This is a genomic window from Methylonatrum kenyense (assembly GCF_023195885.1).
Lineage (GTDB): Bacteria > Pseudomonadota > Gammaproteobacteria > Nitrococcales > Aquisalimonadaceae > Methylonatrum > Methylonatrum kenyense.
Map to the genome: position 1 here is coordinate 178,807 of NZ_JALPKO010000006.1, position 18,363 is coordinate 197,169.

The 18,363-nt window shown below is 63.3% G+C and carries 19 protein-coding genes; 17 read left to right on the forward strand and 2 right to left on the reverse strand.

Annotation, left to right across the window (positions count from 1 at the left end; all coding sequences use genetic code 11):
* The first annotated feature begins 112 nt into the window (after positions 1 to 112).
* Positions 113 to 568: a low molecular weight protein-tyrosine-phosphatase gene (locus M0534_RS09130; protein ID WP_248568153.1), complete on the forward strand. Its 456-nt coding sequence runs from the start codon at positions 113 to 115 to the stop codon at positions 566 to 568.
* 93 nt (positions 569 to 661) lie between these two features.
* Here the strand turns inward: M0534_RS09130 and rne are convergent, their stop codons facing one another.
* Positions 662 to 3,607 (reverse strand): ribonuclease E, encoded by a 2,946-nt coding sequence (rne, locus tag M0534_RS09135; protein ID WP_248568116.1) that lies wholly within the window; start codon positions 3,605 to 3,607, stop codon positions 662 to 664.
* A gap of 537 nt (positions 3,608 to 4,144) precedes the next feature.
* On the opposite strand from rne, the gene M0534_RS09140 reads away from it, so the two are divergent.
* Together M0534_RS09140 and M0534_RS09145 are read left to right on the forward strand one after the other, a co-directional pair.
* On the forward strand, positions 4,145 to 5,161 hold the full coding sequence (locus M0534_RS09140) for an RluA family pseudouridine synthase (protein WP_248568117.1): 1,017 nt from the start codon (positions 4,145 to 4,147) through the stop codon (positions 5,159 to 5,161).
* Positions 5,158 to 6,102 (forward strand): S49 family peptidase, encoded by a 945-nt coding sequence (locus tag M0534_RS09145; protein ID WP_248568118.1) that lies wholly within the window; start codon positions 5,158 to 5,160, stop codon positions 6,100 to 6,102. Before M0534_RS09140 ends, M0534_RS09145 begins: the two co-directional genes overlap by 4 nt.
* Here M0534_RS09145 and M0534_RS09150 read toward each other — a convergent pair whose 3' ends face one another.
* Positions 6,103 to 6,699 carry a Maf family protein gene (locus tag M0534_RS09150; protein WP_248568119.1) on the reverse strand — a complete coding sequence of 199 codons (597 nt, stop codon included), beginning with the start codon at positions 6,697 to 6,699 and terminating at the stop codon, positions 6,103 to 6,105.
* A 97-nt stretch (positions 6,700 to 6,796) separates the two neighbouring features.
* Between M0534_RS09150 and M0534_RS09155 the strand changes: the two genes are divergently transcribed.
* From M0534_RS09155 to M0534_RS09220, 14 genes are all read left to right on the forward strand, one after another.
* On the forward strand, positions 6,797 to 7,330 hold the full coding sequence (locus tag M0534_RS09155) for a YceD family protein (RefSeq protein ID WP_248568120.1): 534 nt from the start codon (positions 6,797 to 6,799) through the stop codon (positions 7,328 to 7,330).
* A 37-nt stretch (positions 7,331 to 7,367) separates the two neighbouring features.
* A complete protein-coding gene (gene rpmF / locus M0534_RS09160) occupies positions 7,368 to 7,556 on the forward strand; it encodes a 50S ribosomal protein L32 (protein WP_248568121.1) in 189 nt (62 codons plus the stop codon).
* Positions 7,557 to 7,745: 189 nt separating this feature from the next.
* Positions 7,746 to 8,795 carry a phosphate acyltransferase PlsX gene (plsX, locus tag M0534_RS09165; protein WP_248568122.1) on the forward strand — a complete coding sequence of 350 codons (1,050 nt, stop codon included), beginning with the start codon at positions 7,746 to 7,748 and terminating at the stop codon, positions 8,793 to 8,795.
* Complete coding sequence (locus tag M0534_RS09170) at positions 8,792 to 9,763, forward strand: beta-ketoacyl-ACP synthase III (RefSeq protein WP_345894714.1); 972 nt, start codon at positions 8,792 to 8,794, stop codon at positions 9,761 to 9,763. The genes plsX and M0534_RS09170 overlap by 4 nt, the downstream gene beginning before the upstream one ends.
* A gap of 20 nt (positions 9,764 to 9,783) precedes the next feature.
* The gene (gene fabD, locus M0534_RS09175) at positions 9,784 to 10,725 is read left to right on the forward strand and encodes an ACP S-malonyltransferase (RefSeq protein ID WP_248568123.1); all 942 of its coding nucleotides are present in this window, start codon (positions 9,784 to 9,786) and stop codon (positions 10,723 to 10,725) included.
* Positions 10,718 to 11,464 (forward strand): 3-oxoacyl-ACP reductase FabG, encoded by a 747-nt coding sequence (gene fabG / locus M0534_RS09180; RefSeq protein WP_248568124.1) that lies wholly within the window; start codon positions 10,718 to 10,720, stop codon positions 11,462 to 11,464. Before fabD ends, fabG begins: the two co-directional genes overlap by 8 nt.
* Before the next feature lie 124 nt (positions 11,465 to 11,588).
* Complete coding sequence (gene acpP / locus M0534_RS09185) at positions 11,589 to 11,828, forward strand: acyl carrier protein (RefSeq protein WP_248568125.1); 240 nt, start codon at positions 11,589 to 11,591, stop codon at positions 11,826 to 11,828.
* Positions 11,829 to 11,932: 104 nt separating this feature from the next.
* A complete protein-coding gene (gene fabF, locus M0534_RS09190; protein WP_248568126.1) occupies positions 11,933 to 13,174 on the forward strand; it encodes a beta-ketoacyl-ACP synthase II in 1,242 nt (413 codons plus the stop codon).
* A gap of 25 nt (positions 13,175 to 13,199) precedes the next feature.
* Positions 13,200 to 14,045, forward strand: coding sequence for an aminodeoxychorismate lyase (pabC, locus tag M0534_RS09195; RefSeq protein WP_248568127.1), 846 nt, complete (start codon positions 13,200 to 13,202; stop codon positions 14,043 to 14,045).
* A 6-nt stretch (positions 14,046 to 14,051) separates the two neighbouring features.
* Positions 14,052 to 15,068, forward strand: a complete 1,017-nt coding sequence (mltG, locus tag M0534_RS09200) for an endolytic transglycosylase MltG (RefSeq protein WP_248568128.1) — start codon at positions 14,052 to 14,054, stop codon at positions 15,066 to 15,068.
* Positions 15,068 to 15,718 (forward strand): dTMP kinase, encoded by a 651-nt coding sequence (tmk, locus tag M0534_RS09205; protein WP_248568129.1) that lies wholly within the window; start codon positions 15,068 to 15,070, stop codon positions 15,716 to 15,718. The genes mltG and tmk overlap by 1 nt, the downstream gene beginning before the upstream one ends.
* Complete coding sequence (gene holB / locus M0534_RS09210; RefSeq protein ID WP_248568130.1) at positions 15,685 to 16,704, forward strand: DNA polymerase III subunit delta'; 1,020 nt, start codon at positions 15,685 to 15,687, stop codon at positions 16,702 to 16,704. Before tmk ends, holB begins: the two co-directional genes overlap by 34 nt.
* Positions 16,705 to 16,711: 7 nt before the next feature.
* The gene (locus M0534_RS09215) at positions 16,712 to 17,080 is read left to right on the forward strand and encodes a PilZ domain-containing protein (protein ID WP_248568131.1); all 369 of its coding nucleotides are present in this window, start codon (positions 16,712 to 16,714) and stop codon (positions 17,078 to 17,080) included.
* A gap of 65 nt (positions 17,081 to 17,145) precedes the next feature.
* The gene (locus M0534_RS09220) at positions 17,146 to 17,928 is read left to right on the forward strand and encodes a TatD family hydrolase (RefSeq protein ID WP_345894715.1); all 783 of its coding nucleotides are present in this window, start codon (positions 17,146 to 17,148) and stop codon (positions 17,926 to 17,928) included.
* Positions 17,929 to 18,363: the final 435 nt, after the last annotated feature.

Consider the following 18,363-nt stretch of genomic DNA (forward strand, 5'->3'; position numbering starts at 1 on the left):
CCGACAGCGGATTGGGCACCGCCGTTTACTGGTAGACTCGGCACCTTTGACGAGGCTATCGGGAGTAATCTAAGTGTCGGATCAGGATTTTGTGCGTGTGTTGTTCGTCTGCATGGGCAATATCTGCCGCTCGCCGACGGCCGAGGGCGTATTTCGCCACAGGGTCCGGAATGCCGGCCTGGCGGATCGAATCGAAACCGATTCAGCCGGCACACACGGCTACCATATCGGAAAGGGACCGGACCAACGTTCGCAGGCGGAAGCACGAAACCGCGGGATTGACCTCAGCGACATACGCAGCCGCCGGGTAAAGGCAAGTGATTTCAGTTATTTCGACTGGATTCTTGCGATGGATCGGGAGAACCTGTCGATCCTCGAATCGGAGTCCCCTGACGCCGAGCGGCACAAGCTGCACCTGTTTCTCAAGTTCGCGCCGGATCTTCCGGAAGAGGAAGTGCCGGATCCGTATTACGGCGGTGAACGGGGATTCGTTCACGTCTTCGACTTGATCGATGCGGCTGCCGAGGGGCTGCTGGATACGATACGTCGGCAACATGGCTTGAGGTAGCGGCCAGTAACATCAGCGCGGTACGGGGGTGCCTCACCGAAAGCGGTGCCCCCGTCGCCACCGCGGGGAACACCATCTCGACGATTACCCTGATCAGCCCGATTTACCCTCACGATGCCTTTCGTCCGGCGCTTGCTGTTCCGATTCATCGGTCGCGGCCGGTCCGGTATCCCCGTCCTTACCGGATTCTGCCGCCACGCCGGCCGTCCCGGCTTTCGAGGGTTTTTCCGGCTCCACCGAATCCAGGCCCTCTTCACGCGCCTCCTCCGCAGTTGCCTCCTGCAACGGCTGCCAGGCCCTGGGTGCGGCGTCCGCGCCAGCGGTGGATATCTCCTCTGCGCCGCCTGTGGTTTCGGTCTCGCCGCTCTCGGCCGCCGATTTCGCCTGCTGCTCGGTCGATGCCGTTTCCACCGTCTCGACGGCAGCACCCGCGGAGTCGGAAACCGGCTTCTGCGGCGTCTGCGCGGCGGACGATTCAGTGACAGACTCCGACGATTCCGCGGCCTTACGGCTACGTCTGCGCCTCGGCTTGGGGCTCGCCTGCGTGTCGTCCGCGGATGTCTGCGGGGCAGCTTGCTCCGGTTCCGGACTCTCAGAGTCGGTGCGGGATGCCTTGCTGGACGCCTCCGCCTTGTCCGCTGCCGGGATGCGCGGCCGACCGCTGCGCATTCGAGGGTCCTGCTGTTCCTCGGCGGCCGCAGTTTTCTTTGCCTCCTCGGGCTGTGCCTGCTGATCGTCTGCGGATCCGCCGGCTGGCTTTGATTTCGCTCCCTTCGCGGAAGGTTTTGCGGACCCGGCCTGCTCGGATTTCGCTGCGGTATCGGACCCGGAATCCTGGCTGGATTCGGCGGTGGCATCCTGCTCCGGATTCCGCGCCTCCGTGGACTGGCCCTCGGCATTCTGTCCGCCGCGTCGCCGGCGACGCCCACCGCGACGACCCCGACGGCTGCGTCCGCCACCCTGCGCGCCTTCGGCATTTTTCTGTTCACCGGCAGCAGCCTGCGTCTGCTTGGCGTTTCCTTCGGTATCGGTCTTTTCTGCTGCGGGATCGGCTTTCTTGTCCGTCTTCGCAGGCCCGCCCTTGCGCGCGTCGGTGGCGCGACTTTCCTCATCCGAGGCACTGGCGCCACGCCCACCGCGCCGGCGACTGCGTCCGCCGGAACGGCGGCCGTTACCCGCGCCCGACTGCTGGCCGGCGCGCCGACGCCGTTGCCCACCATCGCTGCCAGACTGTTCCGATTCGCCATCCTTGTCACCGGCGGTGTCGGCGAGGCGCTCACTTTCAGCGGTGTCGGGCGAGAACAGGGAACTCATCCAGCGGAAGAATCCACGCACGCCACCATCCGTCGTCGTGGCGCTGGTCGCCGGGCTGGTGGCGGCGGCTGCGGCCTTGGTCGGAGCCGGTTTCTCCGAGGGCTCGGCAATGGTCGGCGCCGGTTCCGTACTCACCGAAAGGGCACTCACTGCCGGTGCCTCGGCACGCGGCCGCTCGCTGACCTGGGCGAGGGTGCTGGTATCACCGGCTTCGTCGGTTGCCAGCAGGTAGCTACTGTCATCCGCGGAGTCGTCGTCACCGCGCACCCGCTGCACCGAGTAATGCGGTGTCTCCATGGTCTTGTTCGGAACAAGCAGGATCTGCACGCGGTGGCGTTGTTCGATTTCCGTCACCGCATCGCGTTTTTCGTTCAGCAGGAACGTGGCGACATCGACCGGCAGCTGCGCCATGACCTTGGCCGTCTTGTCCTTCATCGCCTCTTCCTCGACAAGGCGAAGAATCGACAGGGCAAGGGATTCCACACTGCGGATCGTGCCCTGGCCACTGCAGCGCGGGCAGACTTCCTGACTAGCCTCACCCAGAGAGGCACGTAGCCGCTGACGCGACATCTCCAGCAGCCCGAAGCGGGAAATGCGGCTGAGTTGAACCCGCGCGCGGTCCATTTTCACTGCCTCGCGCAGGCGGTTCTCGACGTCGCGCTGGTTGCGATTCGGCCCCATGTCAATGAAATCAATCACGATCAGGCCACCAAGGTCGCGCAGGCGGAGTTGCCGGGCGATCTCCTCGGCCGCTTCCAGATTGGTATTGAGTGCGGTTTCCTCGATATCGCTGCCCTTGGTGGCTCGCGCCGAGTTGATATCGATGGAAATCAGAGCCTCGGTGTGATCAATGACGATCGCGCCGCCCGATGGCAGCTGCACCGTCCGCTCGAAGGCGGATTCGATCTGGCTTTCGATCTGGTAGCGGGTGAATAGCGGTACCGTGTCCTGATACAGCTTCAGTTTGTTCAGGTTGTACGGCATCACCTGCCGCACGAAGTCCTGCGCCTGCTGGAACACGCCCGGGTCGTCGATCAGGATTTCGCCGGTATCGGCCCGCAGGTAGTCCCGCAGGGCTCGGATGATGACGTTGCTCTCCTGGTAGATCAGGAAGGGAGCACTGCGCTCTTCGGCGGCCTTGTTGATCATCTCCCAGAGTTGCAACAGGTAGTTCAGATCCCACTGCAATTCTTCAATGTTCCGGCCTACACCGGCAGTGCGAACGATGAGGCCCGCACCCTCCGGCGTCTCGAGCTGACGCAGGGCTTCGCGGATCTCGTCGCGTTCCTCGCCCTCAATCCGGCGTGAAACACCACCGGCGCGCGGATTGTTGGGCATCAGCACCAGGTAGCGGCCGGCCAGGCTGATGAAGGTGGTGAGCGCGGCGCCCTTGGTGCCACGTTCTTCCTTGTCCACCTGCACCACGACTTCCTGGCCCTCGCGGATCACGTCCTTGATGCTGGCCTTGCCGTTGCTGCCGCTGCCTTCAGCGTAATAGCTGCGGGCGATTTCCTTGAAAGGCAGGAACCCGTGCCGTTCGGAGCCGTACTGTACAAAGGCCGCTTCAAGGCTCGGTTCAACCCGAGTGATCTTGCCCTTGTAGATATTGGACTTTTTCTGCTCCCTGGACGGGGTTTCGATGTCTAGATCATAGAGCTTCTGGCCGTCGACCATTGCCACCCGCAGCTCTTCCGGCTGGGTGGCGTTTATCAGCATTCTTTTCATAAAATTCCTGTCTCCGACGCTCGACCCTGCCACGCCGGCATCCGTCCAGCGGCGACCCTGTAGGGAAAACCGCCGACCCAGGCATTAGAACGGCTCCAGCCACCGCATCGGGCGCTGACACAGTGTGTGCGTCGCGCCAAATCAGCAGTTGCAGGAGCAGCATCCGGAGTGGGGACATGGGAGCGTCCAATGTAGCCGACCCAGGGGCCGGCATTTCCAAAAAAGAGTGTCAATCGCACATGCGACTGACCCGTAAACCGTGTCTAGCGCGCCACGCGATCCGTGAGTCCGGGGGCGCGAATTTCCGCCGGCACAATTTGGCTACCCTGATCCGGAACATTCGGCGGACCGCCATTCCGGTAACAAAAAGCGATTGAGGTACCCCGCACCTGCGGCCCGAGGATTATAGCGACGATATTGTGGTGCATCAATTGCCCCAGCGGTGTGTTGGCAGTGGGCGCAAAAGCTGTCCTGGCCTGCAGAAACGGCCTGCCCGAAAAGCGGTCAAGGCCTGCTCGGGCTGGTATGATCTGGCGCGTGGAAAAGCCAAACACGCAAGCATCTGCGCCCACGACCGTGCGGCATGTCAATGTCCCGGCCGACCAGGCGGGGCAACGCATCGACAATTTCCTGGCCAGGGAGTTGAAAGGCCTGCCACGGACGCGGCTCTATCGGCTGCTGCGCAAGGGCGAAGTCCGCGTCAACAAGGGGCGGGTGCAGCCGAGTTTTCGCTTGAACGCCGGCGATACGGTCCGCATTCCGCCGGTCCAGGTCGCGGACAGCCGGCCCGGCCCCGGAAAGGCACCCGAAGGCCTGCTGGATGAACTCGAGGCGGCGATCCTGCATGAGGACAAGCACCTGATGGTGTTGAACAAACCGGCGGGGCTGGCGGTGCATGGTGGCAGCGGGCTGCGCTTCGGTCTGATCGAGGCCTTGAGGCAACGGCGGAGCGATTGCAGGTTTCTCGAACTGGTCCACCGGCTTGATCGCGACACCAGTGGCTGCCTGCTGATCGCGAAGAAGCGCAGCGAATTGCGGCGCCTGCACACATTGCTGCGCGGCAATGCTGTCGAGAAACGCTATTGGGCGCTGCTTGCCGGCACGCTGCCGCGCGGTCCTGTTCCGGTGGAAGCCGCGCTCGACCGCTCGGGCAAGAAGCTCGGCGGGCAGGTGCAGGTCGCCGCCAGCGGCAAGGCCTCGCGCTCGGTTTTCCGGCGCCTGGAAGTCTTTCGCCATGCCAACTGCACCTTGGCCGACGTGCAGATCGAGACCGGGCGCACCCATCAGGTGCGGGTGCATGCCGCACATATCGGCCATCCGGTCATCGGCGATGTCCAGTATGGCGACCCGGAGCGCAACCGCGAATTCAGGGGGCTCGGCCAGAAACGGCTCTTTCTGCATGCGGCGGAGTTGCGCTTTTTCGATCCGGATGCCGATGCATGGACGGGGTTCCGCGCTCCGTTGCCGACGGACCTGCAGCAGATTCTGGACAATTTACGCACTGATCCGGCCACTGGCGGTGTGCGAAACGATATGGAGGCCGAAGAGCGATGAACGACGAGCGTTGGGAGCGCGAAGCACTCCGCGAGGTGGCACAGGAAGGAATTCGCGAACGGCGTCGGGCGAGACGCTGGAGCATCTTCTTCCGCCTGGCCTTTCTGATCTACCTGTTCCTGCTGTTGTTCGCTTTCCGCGGGCTGGACCTGGGGCTAGGCAGTGACCGGGAGGACGTCGGACCGCACGCCGCAGTGGTGAAAATCAACGGCGTCATCATGTCGGACGGCACAACCCGGGCCGAGACAGTCATTCAGGGCCTGCGACGGGCCTTCGAAGACGGTTCCACCGCCGGCGTGATCCTGCAGATCAACAGTCCCGGCGGCAGTCCGGTCCAGGCCAGCCAGATCAACAACGAAATTCGTCGCCTGAAGGACGAGTATCCGGACACGCCGGTGTATGCCGTCGGCGAGGACATGTTTACCTCCGGTGCCTACTACCTGGCGGTATCCGCCGACAAGATCTTTGTCGACCGGGCGACCATGATCGGATCCATCGGCGTGCTGATGAACGGCTTCGGCTTCACCGACGCGATGGACAAGCTCGGTGTCCAGCGGCGCTTGTACACAGCTGGCGACAACAAGGGACTGCTGGACCCGTTCTCCGAGGAACGGGACGAGGATGTGGCGTGGATCCAGGGCTTGCTGGATGACATCCACGAACAGTTCATTGACGCGGTGCGGGACGGTCGCGGTGACAAGCTGAGCGATGACGACAAGCTGTTCTCGGGCCTCATCTGGACCGGCGAGGAGGGGGTTCGTCTGGGTCTGGCGGATGAGATCGGTTCCGTGCATGACGTCGCGCGCAACGAGCTGGATACCGAAAACCTGCGGGATTTCACGCCGCGGCCCAGTTTCTTCGAGCGCTTCGCCGGTCGTATCGGCATGAGCCTCGCCGAGGGCTTCAGCAATATTCTGCTGCGGGAGCAGGCTCCGCGCTGATCAGGGAACCGGATAGCCGAGGGCGCGCAACCGCGCGCCCAGGCGAATCAGGGGCAGGCCGACCAACGCGGTGGGGTCGTCGCCGCGCATGGCGCTGAGCAGACTGATACCAAGCCCTTCGGAACGAAAGCTCCCCGCACAATCGTAGGCCGGCTCGGCCGCCAGATAACGTTCCGCCGTGTCCCGGTCGATGGTGCGGAACTCTGCCGCGACTGTCACCACGTCCAGACTGTGCTGCTGTCGCCGCGCATCGAGAACGCAAACGGCGGTGTGGAATTGCAGTGTGGCGCCGGAGGCATCCAGCAGCTGCTCGACGGCCTGCGCATGCCCTCCAGGCTTGCCGATAAGCCGCTGACCGCGGCAGGCCGTCTGGTCGGAGCCAATGATGACACTGCCGGGGTAACGGCAGGCGACGGCTTCGGCCTTGCCGAGCGCAAGCCGACGGACGTAGTCGATGGCGGTCTCGCCGGCATGCTGGCGTTCGTCGATGTTCGGGGAGTCCTGTTCGAAGGACAGGCCGAAGCGCTGCAGCAGCAGCTTTCGATGGGGCGAACCGGAGGCCAGCACCAGGGCTGGCGGAGTGAGTTCCCGAGGCATGCAGAACGAGTCCGTTTTTTCGCTGAGAAACAGTGTGCTATTCGCCCATTGACGCCATTTTGACAGCCATCGGACGCAGGGCTAGTATGCGCGGCTTATGACCGGCCGTGGCCTGCCCGCATTCATCGATCCGTTCCGGCTTGCCGCGGCAGGCGGGAGACTGAATGGCCGCCTGCCGCTCGCGATTATGCGACGTCTCGGTGAGGCACTGCTGGACCAGAGTGGCGAAGTCCGGGTGGCACTGCAATTCGACCGTCATCAGGACTGCCACGGCCAGGTCGTCGGGCAGGTGGAAGCGCGGGTAAGGATGCGTTGCCAGCGGTGCCTGCGACCGGCCGAGCTGGAACTGCTGGTGCCGGTATCGCTCGGCGTCGTTCGCTCGGAAAGCGAGGCAGAGCGCTTGCCGCACGAACTGGAACCGTTGCTCGTCGGTGACGACCGTTATCGGCTGTCGGACCTGGTCGAAGACGAATTGTTGCTGGCGCTTCCAGTGGTGCCAATGCATTCGGAGAATGCGACGGAATGCGTTCCCGGAACGATGGAATTCAAGAGCGAGGGGGCGACTGAATCCGGCGCGGCCGATACCGAACGACCCTTCGATGTTCTGGCGGCGCTGAAGAAACAGCAATAGACGCCAGCGAGTTACCTTTACCCGGAGTACAGACACAATGGCTGTTCAACAAAATCGCAAGACCCGTTCCAAGCGCGGTATGCGTCGCGCCCACGATGCCCTGACCGGTCCGACACTGTCGGTCGAACAGAAGACCGGGGAGACGCACCGGCGCCACCACATCAGCCCGGACGGTTTCTACCGTGGCCGGCAGGTTATCGCCTCGGCCGAAAACGACGACGAATAAGACCCTTTTCCCGGCGCAGCGGCATCGGTGCAGCTGATACCGATGCCGGGGCACCTGGCGCCGATTTCGCGCGAGCATATGTCTCGCCGAACCGCAGGATCCAAGGCTGTCGGGCTTGTCGGTTTGTCTCGTCCGGCGTGTCGTACCGAACGTGATCACGACAGGGACGCGCCACCTTCAGGAGCATGCATGGCCTTGCCTGTGCCGCAGGAAAATTCAGTCACCATCGCGCTTGATGCCATGGGCGGCGATCACGGCGTTGACGTGGTGGTTCCTGCCGCATTGCGCTGTCTACAGCGTCATCCGGATAACCTGAGGCTGATCCTTGTCGGTGATGAAAGCCGGATTCGCGAGGCGCTGGAAACCGCCGGTCGGCCCGAGTCGGAGCGGTTGATCGTGCGCCATGCGTCACAGGCCATTGCCATGGACGAATCACCGTCCCAGGCACTACGGCTAAAGAAGGACTCGTCGATGCGGGTGGCGATCGATTGCGTCAAGCAAGGCATCGCCGATGCCTGCGTCAGCGCCGGCAACACGGGCGCGCTGATGGCCACCGCGCGGTACGTGCTGAAAACGCTGCCGGGTATCGATCGGCCGGCGATCATCACCACCATTCCCTGCCGCGGCGGCTATACCCGGATGCTTGACCTCGGGGCCAACGTCGATTGCTCTGCCGAGCACCTGTTCCAGTTTGCAGTGATGGGCGCGGTACTCGCCGAAGCGCTGGACGGCACCGCGAGGCCACGGGTTGGCCTGCTGAACATCGGCGAGGAAGAAATCAAGGGAAATGATCAGGTCAAGCAGGCGGCGCGGATACTGGCGGCCAGCGACTTGAACTATCAGGGCTATGTGGAAGGCGACGACGTCTTTCAGGGAACGGTTGATCTGGTTGTCTGCGATGGTTTTGTCGGCAATGTAGCGCTGAAGAGCTCGGAGGGTGTGGCCTCGCTGATCACGCATTATCTGCGTGAGGAGTTCCAGCGGAATCTGCTGACACGACTGGCCGGCCTGGTCGCCATGCCGGTGCTGAAGCGCCTGCGCCGGAGAACGGATCCGAGGCGTTACAATGGCGCAAGTCTTCTGGGGCTGCGCGGCATCGTCGTGAAAAGCCATGGGGGCGCCGACCGGATCGCCTTCGCCACGGCCATCGAAACCGCAATCCTGGAGGTCGAGAAGGGCGTCCCGACCCTGATCGATCAGTCCATCGACGACATGTTTTCGGAAAGGCAAGCGCCGTGAAGTACTCGCGCATCACCGGCACCGGCAGCTATCTGCCCGCGAGAGTCATGACCAACGCCGAACTGGAGGCGCGTGTCGAAACCAGCGACACCTGGATTCGGGACCGGACCGGAATCGCCGAGCGGCGCATTGCGGCCGACCATGAACTGTGCTCGGACCTCGCGCTCGCCGCCGCTCGCCGGGCTTTGGAGATGGCAGACCTCACGGCCGACGAGATCGATCTGCTGGTGCTCGGCACCTGCACGCCGGACCGGGTGTTCCCGAGTACTGCCTGCCTGGTCCAGCGCGGGCTTGGCATGCGCGAGGGCAGCATCGCATTCGACCTGTCGGCGGCCTGCTCCGGCTTCGTCTATGCACTGGATGTCGCCAATCGCTTTTTGCTGACCGGTGGCGCGCGGCGCGCGCTTGTCATCGGCGCCGAAACCTTCAGCCGCATCATCGACTGGGATGACCGTTCAACCTGCGTGCTATTCGGTGACGGTGCCGGTGCCGTGGTACTCGAGCAGTCGGAACAGCCCGGCGTCCTGTCCACGCATCTGCATGCCGACGGCCAGTACGAGGATCTGCTCAAGGTGGACTGGGGCGTGGGTCAGGGTTATGACCGGCTTAACGCGGCGTCGGGAACGGTCTCCATGCGCGGAAACGAGGTCTTCAAGGTTGCGGTGCGCACGCTGGGGCGGATTGTCGACGAGACGCTGGCGGCGAACGGCCTGGCCAAGGCCGACGTCGACTGGCTGGTGCCACATCAGGCAAATATTCGAATCATCCAGGCCACGGCCCGCAAACTGGGGTTGCCGATGGAGCGGGTGGTTCAGACCGTTCAGAAGCATGGCAACACCTCGGCCGCGTCAATCCCGCTGGCCCTCGATACCGCCGTCCGGGACGGACGCATCCGCCCCGGCGATCTATTGTTGCTGGAAGCATTTGGTGGCGGCTTCACCTGGGGCTCGGCCCTGATTCGCTACTGAACACGGAAGGGGCTGAGACTATGAGCAAAACCGCGTTTGTCTTTCCCGGCCAGGGCTCGCAATCGCTGGGCATGCTCGCCGATCTGGCGGCTGCCCACCCGCTGGTGCAGCGCACCTTTGCCGAGGCATCCGATGCACTGGAACTGGACCTCTGGACACTGGTCCAGGACGGTCCGGAAGATGAACTGAACCGGACCGACCTGACCCAGCCCGCAATGTTGACTGCGGGCGTTGCCGTCTGGCGGGTCTGGCAGGACCAGGGGGGAGCGACGCCACTGTGGATGGCCGGCCATTCACTGGGCGAATACACCGCGCTGGTCTGTGCGGAGGCCCTGTCCTTCGCCGATGCGGTGAAACTGGTGGCGGAACGTGGCCGTTTCATGCAGGACGCGGTGCCGACAGGCGAGGGCGCCATGGCCGCCATCCTCGGGCTCGATGACGACACCGTGCGCCAAGTCTGTGCCGCAGCAGCCAACGGCGAGGTGGTTGACGCCGTCAATTTCAACGCCCCCGGCCAGGTGGTGATCGCCGGCGGCGCGGCAGCCGTGGAACGCGCCGTGGCGGCGGCCAGGGAAGCCGGCGCGAAGCGCGCCGTGACGCTGCCGGTCAGCGTGCCCAGCCACTGTGAACTGATGCGCCCGGCATCCGAACGCCTGGCCGAACGCCTGGCCTCGGTGCAGATTGCAATGCCGGTCACCCCGGTACTTCACAACGTTGACGCAGCGACCGCCAAGGACCCCGATGCCATTCGCGACCGGCTCGCGCGGCAGCTGCATTGTCCGGTCCGCTGGGTGGAGACGGTGCAGAACCTGGCGAAAAACCAGATCGGGACGCTGATTGAATGCGGGCCCGGAAAAGTCCTCTCGGGCCTGGGCAAGCGCATCGACCGCTCCCTTAACAGCCTGCCGATCGTTGACTCGGCTAGCTTGGAGAAGGCACTGCAAGGAGCTGCTAATGACTGATCAGGAGAAGCGCCTGGCACTGGTTACCGGCGCCAGTCGAGGTATTGGACAGGCGATCGCGCTTGCGCTCGCGGGTGCGGGCTTCCGGGTGGTCGGTACGGCCACCTCGGAAAGCGGTGCCGCAGCCATCACCGATTACCTGTCCGCCGCCGGCGCCGAAGGCGAGGGCATGGCGCTGGATGTAACCGATGCCGACCAGCTCAAGGCCGTGCTGGGGCAGATAACCGAACGCCATGGTGCCCCACTGGTATTGGTCAACAATGCTGGCATCACGCGTGACAACCTGATGATGCGCATGAAGGACGAGGAATGGGAGGACATCATTGCCACCAACCTCAGCGCCGTGTTTCGGCTGTCACGCGCTTGCTTGCGCGGCATGATGAAGGCGCGCTGGGGCCGCATCATCAACATTGCTTCCGTGGTCGGTTCAACCGGTAATGCCGGACAGACCAACTATGCTGCCGCCAAGGCCGGCCTGCTTGGCATGAGCAAGTCTCTGGCGCGGGAGGTTGGCAGCCGTGGCGTGACCGTCAATGCGGTAGCACCGGGGTTCATCGATACCGACATGACGCGCGGGCTCCCCGACAGCCAGCGCGAGGATTTGACGCGGCAGATTCCCTTGGGCAGATTGGGGCGCCCCGAACACATCGCAGCGGCGGTTGCGTTCCTGGCGTCCGATGTAGCGGAGTACATCACTGGCGAGACAATGCATGTCAATGGCGGCATGTTCATGCCCTGACTCGGGCCCAATCATTCAGCGGCGCCAGCATGATTTTTGCGCCGTGTGGTAACGCTTCACGCGTTTTCTTAGAATACGCCGGCATTAACGAACAGCCGGTTTACACAGCAGGAGACAGGAACTCATGAGCAGCATTGAAGAACGGGTCAAAAAAATCGTCGTCGAACAGCTTGGCGTCAAGGAAGAGGAAGTAACCGCTGAAGCTTCGTTTGTCGACGATCTGGGCGCCGATTCGCTGGACACCGTCGAGCTGGTTATGGCGCTGGAAGAAGAATTCGAGTGCGAGATTCCCGACGAGGAAGCGGAAAAAATCACCACGGTCCAGCAGGCCATCGACTACGTCAACAACCATCTGGATCAGTAAATGATCTGATGGCGGCTTTTTGCTGCTCGATTTGAAAAGGGCATCGACACTGTCGCATGCCCTTTTCAGGTTTGATGGATTTGGAAAAGCGCGGAGACAGGCTTTTGAGCAAACGGCGTGTTGTAGTTACGGGAATGGGGATTATTTCTCCGGTCGGCAATACCATTGCCCAGGCCTGGGAGTCGATTCTCGCGGGCCGCAGCGGCATTGGTCCAATTACGCGTTTCGACTGTTCCGCCTTTTCCACCCGATTCGGCGGCACCATCAGCGATTTCGACGCGAAGGATTACGTCAATCCGAAGGATGCGCGGAAAATGGATCCGTTCATCCACTACGGCATTGCGGCGGCCAGCCAGGCTATTGCCGATTCAGGCCTGGAAATCACCGATGCCAATGCGGCACGGGTGGGCGTCGCGGTCGGTTCGGGAATCGGCGGCATCAACTGGATCGAGCAGGGTCACGAATCCTATCTGAAGGGCGGTCCTCGCAAGCTGTCCCCGTTTTTCATTCCCGGCGCGATCATCAACATGATTTCCGGCCATCTGTCGATCATTCACGGAATCAAGGGGCCGAACATTTCCATCGTCACGGCCTGCACCACCGGCACGCACAACATTGGCGAGGCCGGGCGCATGATTGCCTATGGTGATGCGGATGTGATGATCGCCGGCGGCGCCGAGTTCTCGACCACGCCCACGGGCCTCGGCGGCTTTGCCGCAGCAAGAGCGCTTTCCAGCCGCAATGATGATCCGGAGGGCGCCAGCCGTCCCTGGGACAAGGGCCGTGACGGCTTCGTGCTGAGCGACGGCGCCGGCGTGCTGGTGCTTGAAGAGTACGAGCACGCGAAAAAGCGCGGTGCCCCCATCTATGCCGAGGTCGCCGGCTACGGCATGAGCGGCGATGCCTACCACATGACGCAGCCTTCGGAAGGCGGTGATGGTGCGGCGCGTTGCATGCGCAATGCGCTGAACGATGCCGGACTCGATCGCAGCGAGGTGGACTACATCAACGCTCACGGCACATCCACGCCGGTGGGCGACAAGGCCGAGACCATGGCGGTCAAGAATCTGTTCGGTGATGCCGCCTACAAGGTCCCGGTCAGTTCCACCAAGTCCATGACCGGACACCTGCTGGGGGCGGCCGGCGGCGTCGAGGCCGTGTTCTCGCTGCTTGCAATTCGCGACCAGGTCGCGCCGCCGACCATCAATATCACCGACCCGGACCCGGACTGCGATCTCGACTACGTGCCGGATCAGGCGAGGGAGATGCCGATTCGCGTTGCGCTCTCCAATTCCTTCGGTTTCGGCGGTACCAACGGCACCGTGGTATTCAGAAAGCTGGATTGAAGCGGTCACCAGCGTCGGAGCGTCCATGAGCAGCCTGATCAATGGTGAAGTCGGCGCGACGCTACCGGCTGCGGACAGGGCGACCCAGTACGGCGATGCCGTGTTCGAGACCATCGCCGTCCGGCAAGGCCGCCCACTGCTGTGGGAACGTCACTGGTGGCGCCTGACGGACGGTCTGACCCGCCTGAAACTGCCCCAGCCGAAGCAGGCCCTGCTACGCGCCGAGGCCGAACAGCTCTGCGCCGGAACCTCCCGTGGCGTGCTCAAGGTGTTGCTGACCGCCGGGGTAGGGGGACGCGGTTACCGCCGCCCCGATGCACCGAACTGCCAGCGCATCCTGAGTCTGCATCCCTATCCGGACTATTCCGCTGATCTCTGGACTGAAGGGGTTGCCGTTCGCTGCTGTCAGATGCAGCTGGCCCGCCAACCCGCTCTCGCCGGGCTCAAGCATGGCAACCGGCTGGAACAGGTACTCGCCCGCGCCGAATGGACGTCGCCAGAAATCAGCGAAGGGCTGATGTGCGACACCGATGGCAACCTGATCGAAGGCACGATGAGCAATGTCTTCGCCGTGCGCCGCGGAAAGCTGCTGACCCCATCCCTGGAACAATGTGGCGTCGCAGGCATCATGCGCGAGTGCATCCTGGAGCTGGCTGTCGATCTGGGAGTGGAATCACAGGTCGAGACGGCGCCGCTGGAAACCTGGCTGCAGGCCGACGAGCTGTTCCTCAGCAACAGCGTGATCGGGATCTGGCCGGTCCGCCAGGTGGACGCGCAGGAATTCCGCACGGGCCCGTTGTCCCGGCAGTTGCAGAATCGCATCATCGAACAAGGGCTGGCGCCGATTCCGACCGCCAGCGCACTGGAGTAAAGCGGAATGATTCGTCGACTTCTTCTGACCGTCCTTGGCGGCGGCCTGGTGCTGGGGCTGGTTGCCGCCGGCGCCGTGTATCTGGACTACCAGCAGTGGCTGGCCGGGCCGGTGCATGAGGAAGCGGATGGCCTTGAGGTCGACATTCCGCGCGGCAGCTCGTTCCGCGAGGTACGGGACACGTTCGACGAGGCCGGCCTGCTTGCCGATCGGCCGTGGTATTTCGAGTTTCTTGCCCGCGAACGGGAACTCGCCGGCCGCCTGCGCGCCGGTGAGTACCGGATTCCCGCCGGCGTCACACCGGCTGAACTGCTGGAGCAGATTGTCCGCGGTCGCGTCATTCAATACAGTTTGACGATTATCGAAGGCTGGACATTCAATCAGTTGCGTGCCGCAATTAATGCGAATCCGCACGTGCTTAACACGCTGGACGATCTGTCCGACGAGGAGGTGATGGCCCGCCTTGGCGCTGAAGACCAGCACCCGGAGGGCTGGTTCTTCCCCGACACCTATCATTTCCCCCGTGGGACCACCGACGAGCAGCTTCTGCGGCGCGCGTTGCGGACCATGCAGGACACCCTGGAAGAACTGTGGGCGGAGCGGGACGAGTCGGTTCCGCTGGAGAGTCCGTACGAGGGGCTGATCCTCGCCTCGATCATCGAACGCGAGACAGGCCAGGCCGCCGAGCGCGACGAGGTGGCCGGTGTTTTCGTCCGGCGGCTGCGCCGGGGCATGCGCCTGCAGACCGACCCGACCGTCATCTATGGCATGGGATCCGCCTACGAGGGCAGGATCCGGCGCAGTGATCTGGAGACCGACACCCCGTACAACACCTACACCCGGCACGGCCTGCCGCCGACCCCCATCGCAATGCCCGGTCGTGCCTCGCTGGAAGCGGCCATGAACCCCGCCGAAGGGAGTTCCCTGTTCTTCGTCTCCCGTGGCGATGGGACGCATTATTTTTCCGACACTTACGATGAGCACCGCCGGGCGGTGCGCCGCTATATCCTGGGTCGCGATTGATGCCGGGCCGGGGACGTTTCATCACGCTGGAAGGCATTGAGGGTGCGGGAAAAAGCACCGCCATGGGTGTCATCCAGGCCTGTCTGGAACAGGCGGGACATACCGTGGTCAAGACCCGCGAGCCGGGTGGCACAGCGCTCGGGGAATCGGTTCGGCACCTGCTGCTGCAGCCAAGCGAGCAGGCAATGAGCCCGAAAACCGAAGCCCTGCTGATGTTCGCGGCCCGGGCCGAGCATCTGGACAAGGTCATCGAACCCGCCCTGCAACGCGGCGACTGGGTACTCTGCGACCGTTTTACCGATGCGAGCTATGCCTACCAGGGTGCCGGGCGGCAACTGGGATCGGAGGCGATCTCGATCCTCGAACACTGGGTTCAGGGTTCGATGCGCCCGGACCTGACCGTACTGCTGGATCTGCCGCCGGACACCGGACTGGATCGTGCCGCCGGCCGCGGCCAGCCTGCGGATCGTTTCGAATCGGAGAATGCGGTCTTCTTCCAGCGCATCCGACAGGCCTATCTGGATCGGGTACAGGCCGAGCCGACACGGTACCGCTGCATCGATGCGGCGCAGCCGCTGGAGGAGGTCCGACACGCCTTGCAGGAAACCATGCAGCAATGGATCGGACAGCAGGCGAAAAGTCGCCAATGACCGCGCCTTATCCATGGCAACGCGAACAGGCGGAGCGGCTCCGTCGTGCCTGGATGGCAGGACGGGTACCGCATGCAATCCTGCTTTGCGGCATCGCCGGCCTTGGTAAACGTGACTTCGCCCGCTGGCTCGCCGCCTTGCTGCTGTGTGAATCCGGCGATGCCGATAGCGCCCCCTGCGGCCACTGTCGCGGCTGTCTCTTGCTGCACGGTGAGGCACATCCGGACCTGTTCCGTATCGGTGTCGAGGAGGGCAAGCGGCAACTGGGCATCGACGCGATCCGGTCGCTGCTGGAGTTCACTCGCCTGAGCAGCCAGTATGGCGGTTACCGTCTGGCGCTGGTCCACCAGGCGGATCATATGACACGCAGCGCCGCGAACAGCCTGCTGAAGACACTGGAGGAGCCGCCGGCCGGGGCGGTACTGGTGTTGCTCGCCGATCAGTCCGCACGGCTGCCACCGACCGTTCGCAGCCGCTGCCAGCAACTGCGCTTCGCAGCACCGGAGATCGCTGTCGGAACACAATGGCTGCAGGCGGCCGGGGCGCCGGAGGCCGCGGCACTGCTGCCGGCCTGCGGCCAGGCGCCACTGGCAGCGCAGGCGCTGCACGAGAAAGGCGCCGCGGAATTACGCCGGTCCCTGATGCAGCAGCTGCTCACGCTCAGCCGGGGCAAGGCTTCGGTTAAGTCCTGTGCGGACAGCTGGCAGGCACCGGATCTGCCACTGTTGCTGGACCTGCTCATCGTCACCGTGCAGCAGATCCAGCGTCAGTCGGCAGCGCCCGGTGGCGACACGTTGCCGTCGGCCCTGGCCGAGTTAAAACTGGATCCCGACGCGGCCTATGGGTATCTTGACTATCTGTACCAGACGCGGGCACTGAATGACCGCGCGTTGCAGCCGCGGTTACTGGTCGAGGATCTGTTGTTGCGCTGGCGAGGCATTGCAGCACCGGCGGGCCGGTCCGTCAGCAGGGCACAAGAGAGCTGAAAGCCTTATGACACAGCCTGAACAGGTGGCGGCAACTGGTGGTCGTCAGGGAATTCTGTCCCTGACAATCAAGGACAAACAGGCCCTTTATGCCGCCTATATGCCATTTATCCGCAACGGCGGGCTGTTCGTCCCCACGGGCAGCGAATACAAGCTTGGTGACGAGGTTTTCATTCTGCTGACGTTGATGGATGACGCGGAAAAGCTGCCGGTGGTTGGCAACGTGGTCTGGATTACCCCCCGCCGCGCACAGGCCAACCGCTCGGCGGGCATCGGCATTCAGTTCAGCGATAAGACCGGTGATCAGGCCCGCACCCGGATCGAGAGCTACCTTGCCGGCGCGCTGGAAGGTGATCGCCCGACCCACACCATGTAACGCCGGGCTGCGGCAGCCGCCGTGGCCGTAATACACCGCTCATGCATCGCACAGGAGCTGGCACCATGCAGCCCATGCTGGTCGATTCCCATTGTCATCTGCACATGCTGGAATCCGGGAAATCGCACCCGGATATCTATCTGAACGCGGCCCGCGAGCGCGGTATCGGACATTTCCTGACGGTGTCGGTGGATCTGGATTCGGTCGACGGCTTGCTGGACATGGCCGCGCGCTATCCACAGGTTTCAACCTCGGTGGGTGTACATCCCTGCGGCCGTCAGCTGCGGATGGAGTCACCGGAGACCCTGGCCGCAATGGCGGCCCCGGATCATGTGGTCGCAATCGGCGAGACCGGACTGGATTACCTGTGCACCGAAGACTCTGACCGGGAATGGCACCACCAGCGTTTCCGCGATCAGATTCGCGCCGCGAAACTGGCCGGCAAGCCGTTGATCATCCATACCCGCGGGGCGGCCGAGGACACGATCCGCATACTGCGTGAAGAAGGCGCGGATGCCGTCGGCGGCGTGATCCACTGTTTCACCGAGAACTGGACTTCGGCCAAGGCCTTTATGGATCTTGGCTTCTACATCTCGCTGAGCGGCATCATCACGTTTCCGAAATCGCACGGTCTGCGCAAGGTCAGCCGCAAGCTGCCAATGGACCGGATCATGGTGGAAACGGATGCTCCGTATCTTGCACCGGTACCGCACCGCGGCGGTCAGAATCAGCCGGCCTTCGTACGCGAAGTCGCCGAATGCCTGGCCGAGGTGCGGGACGTGCCCTTGCCCGAGCTGGCCGAACGGACCAGCGAGAATTTCCGTCAATTGTTCGGCGTCGGTCTCTAGATGTGGAGTCTCATGAGGTTGTCCCCGGTAAGCCCTAGGACGCTGATCGGTGGTTCGTTGTTGAGACTACCGTGCTGGCGATGCCAGGAGTAGGGTGAGTCAAGCGAAGCGGACCCACGCAGTGTGATCTATTGGCGGGAGAAAACGGTTTTCGGACAAGGAAGGTGTTCGGACAAACCAGAGCCGGGGTGCGCACTGGCGGCGGCGGTAAGGGAGCGCCTTTTTGCCACGATCGTGACGGATCACGCCGCGTGCATTCGCTACGCTTAATGCACCCTACGAAGCCTAGCGTCTTCGCCAGAACCCGTCTTAAAAAACCTTGTGCCTTGAACCTTTAACCTTGAGCCCGTGACGGATCACACTGCGTGCATTCGCTGCGCTTAATGCACCCTACGCTTCGGGCGCAGCGCGCCTTGCCTCGGAAAAAATGCGGAT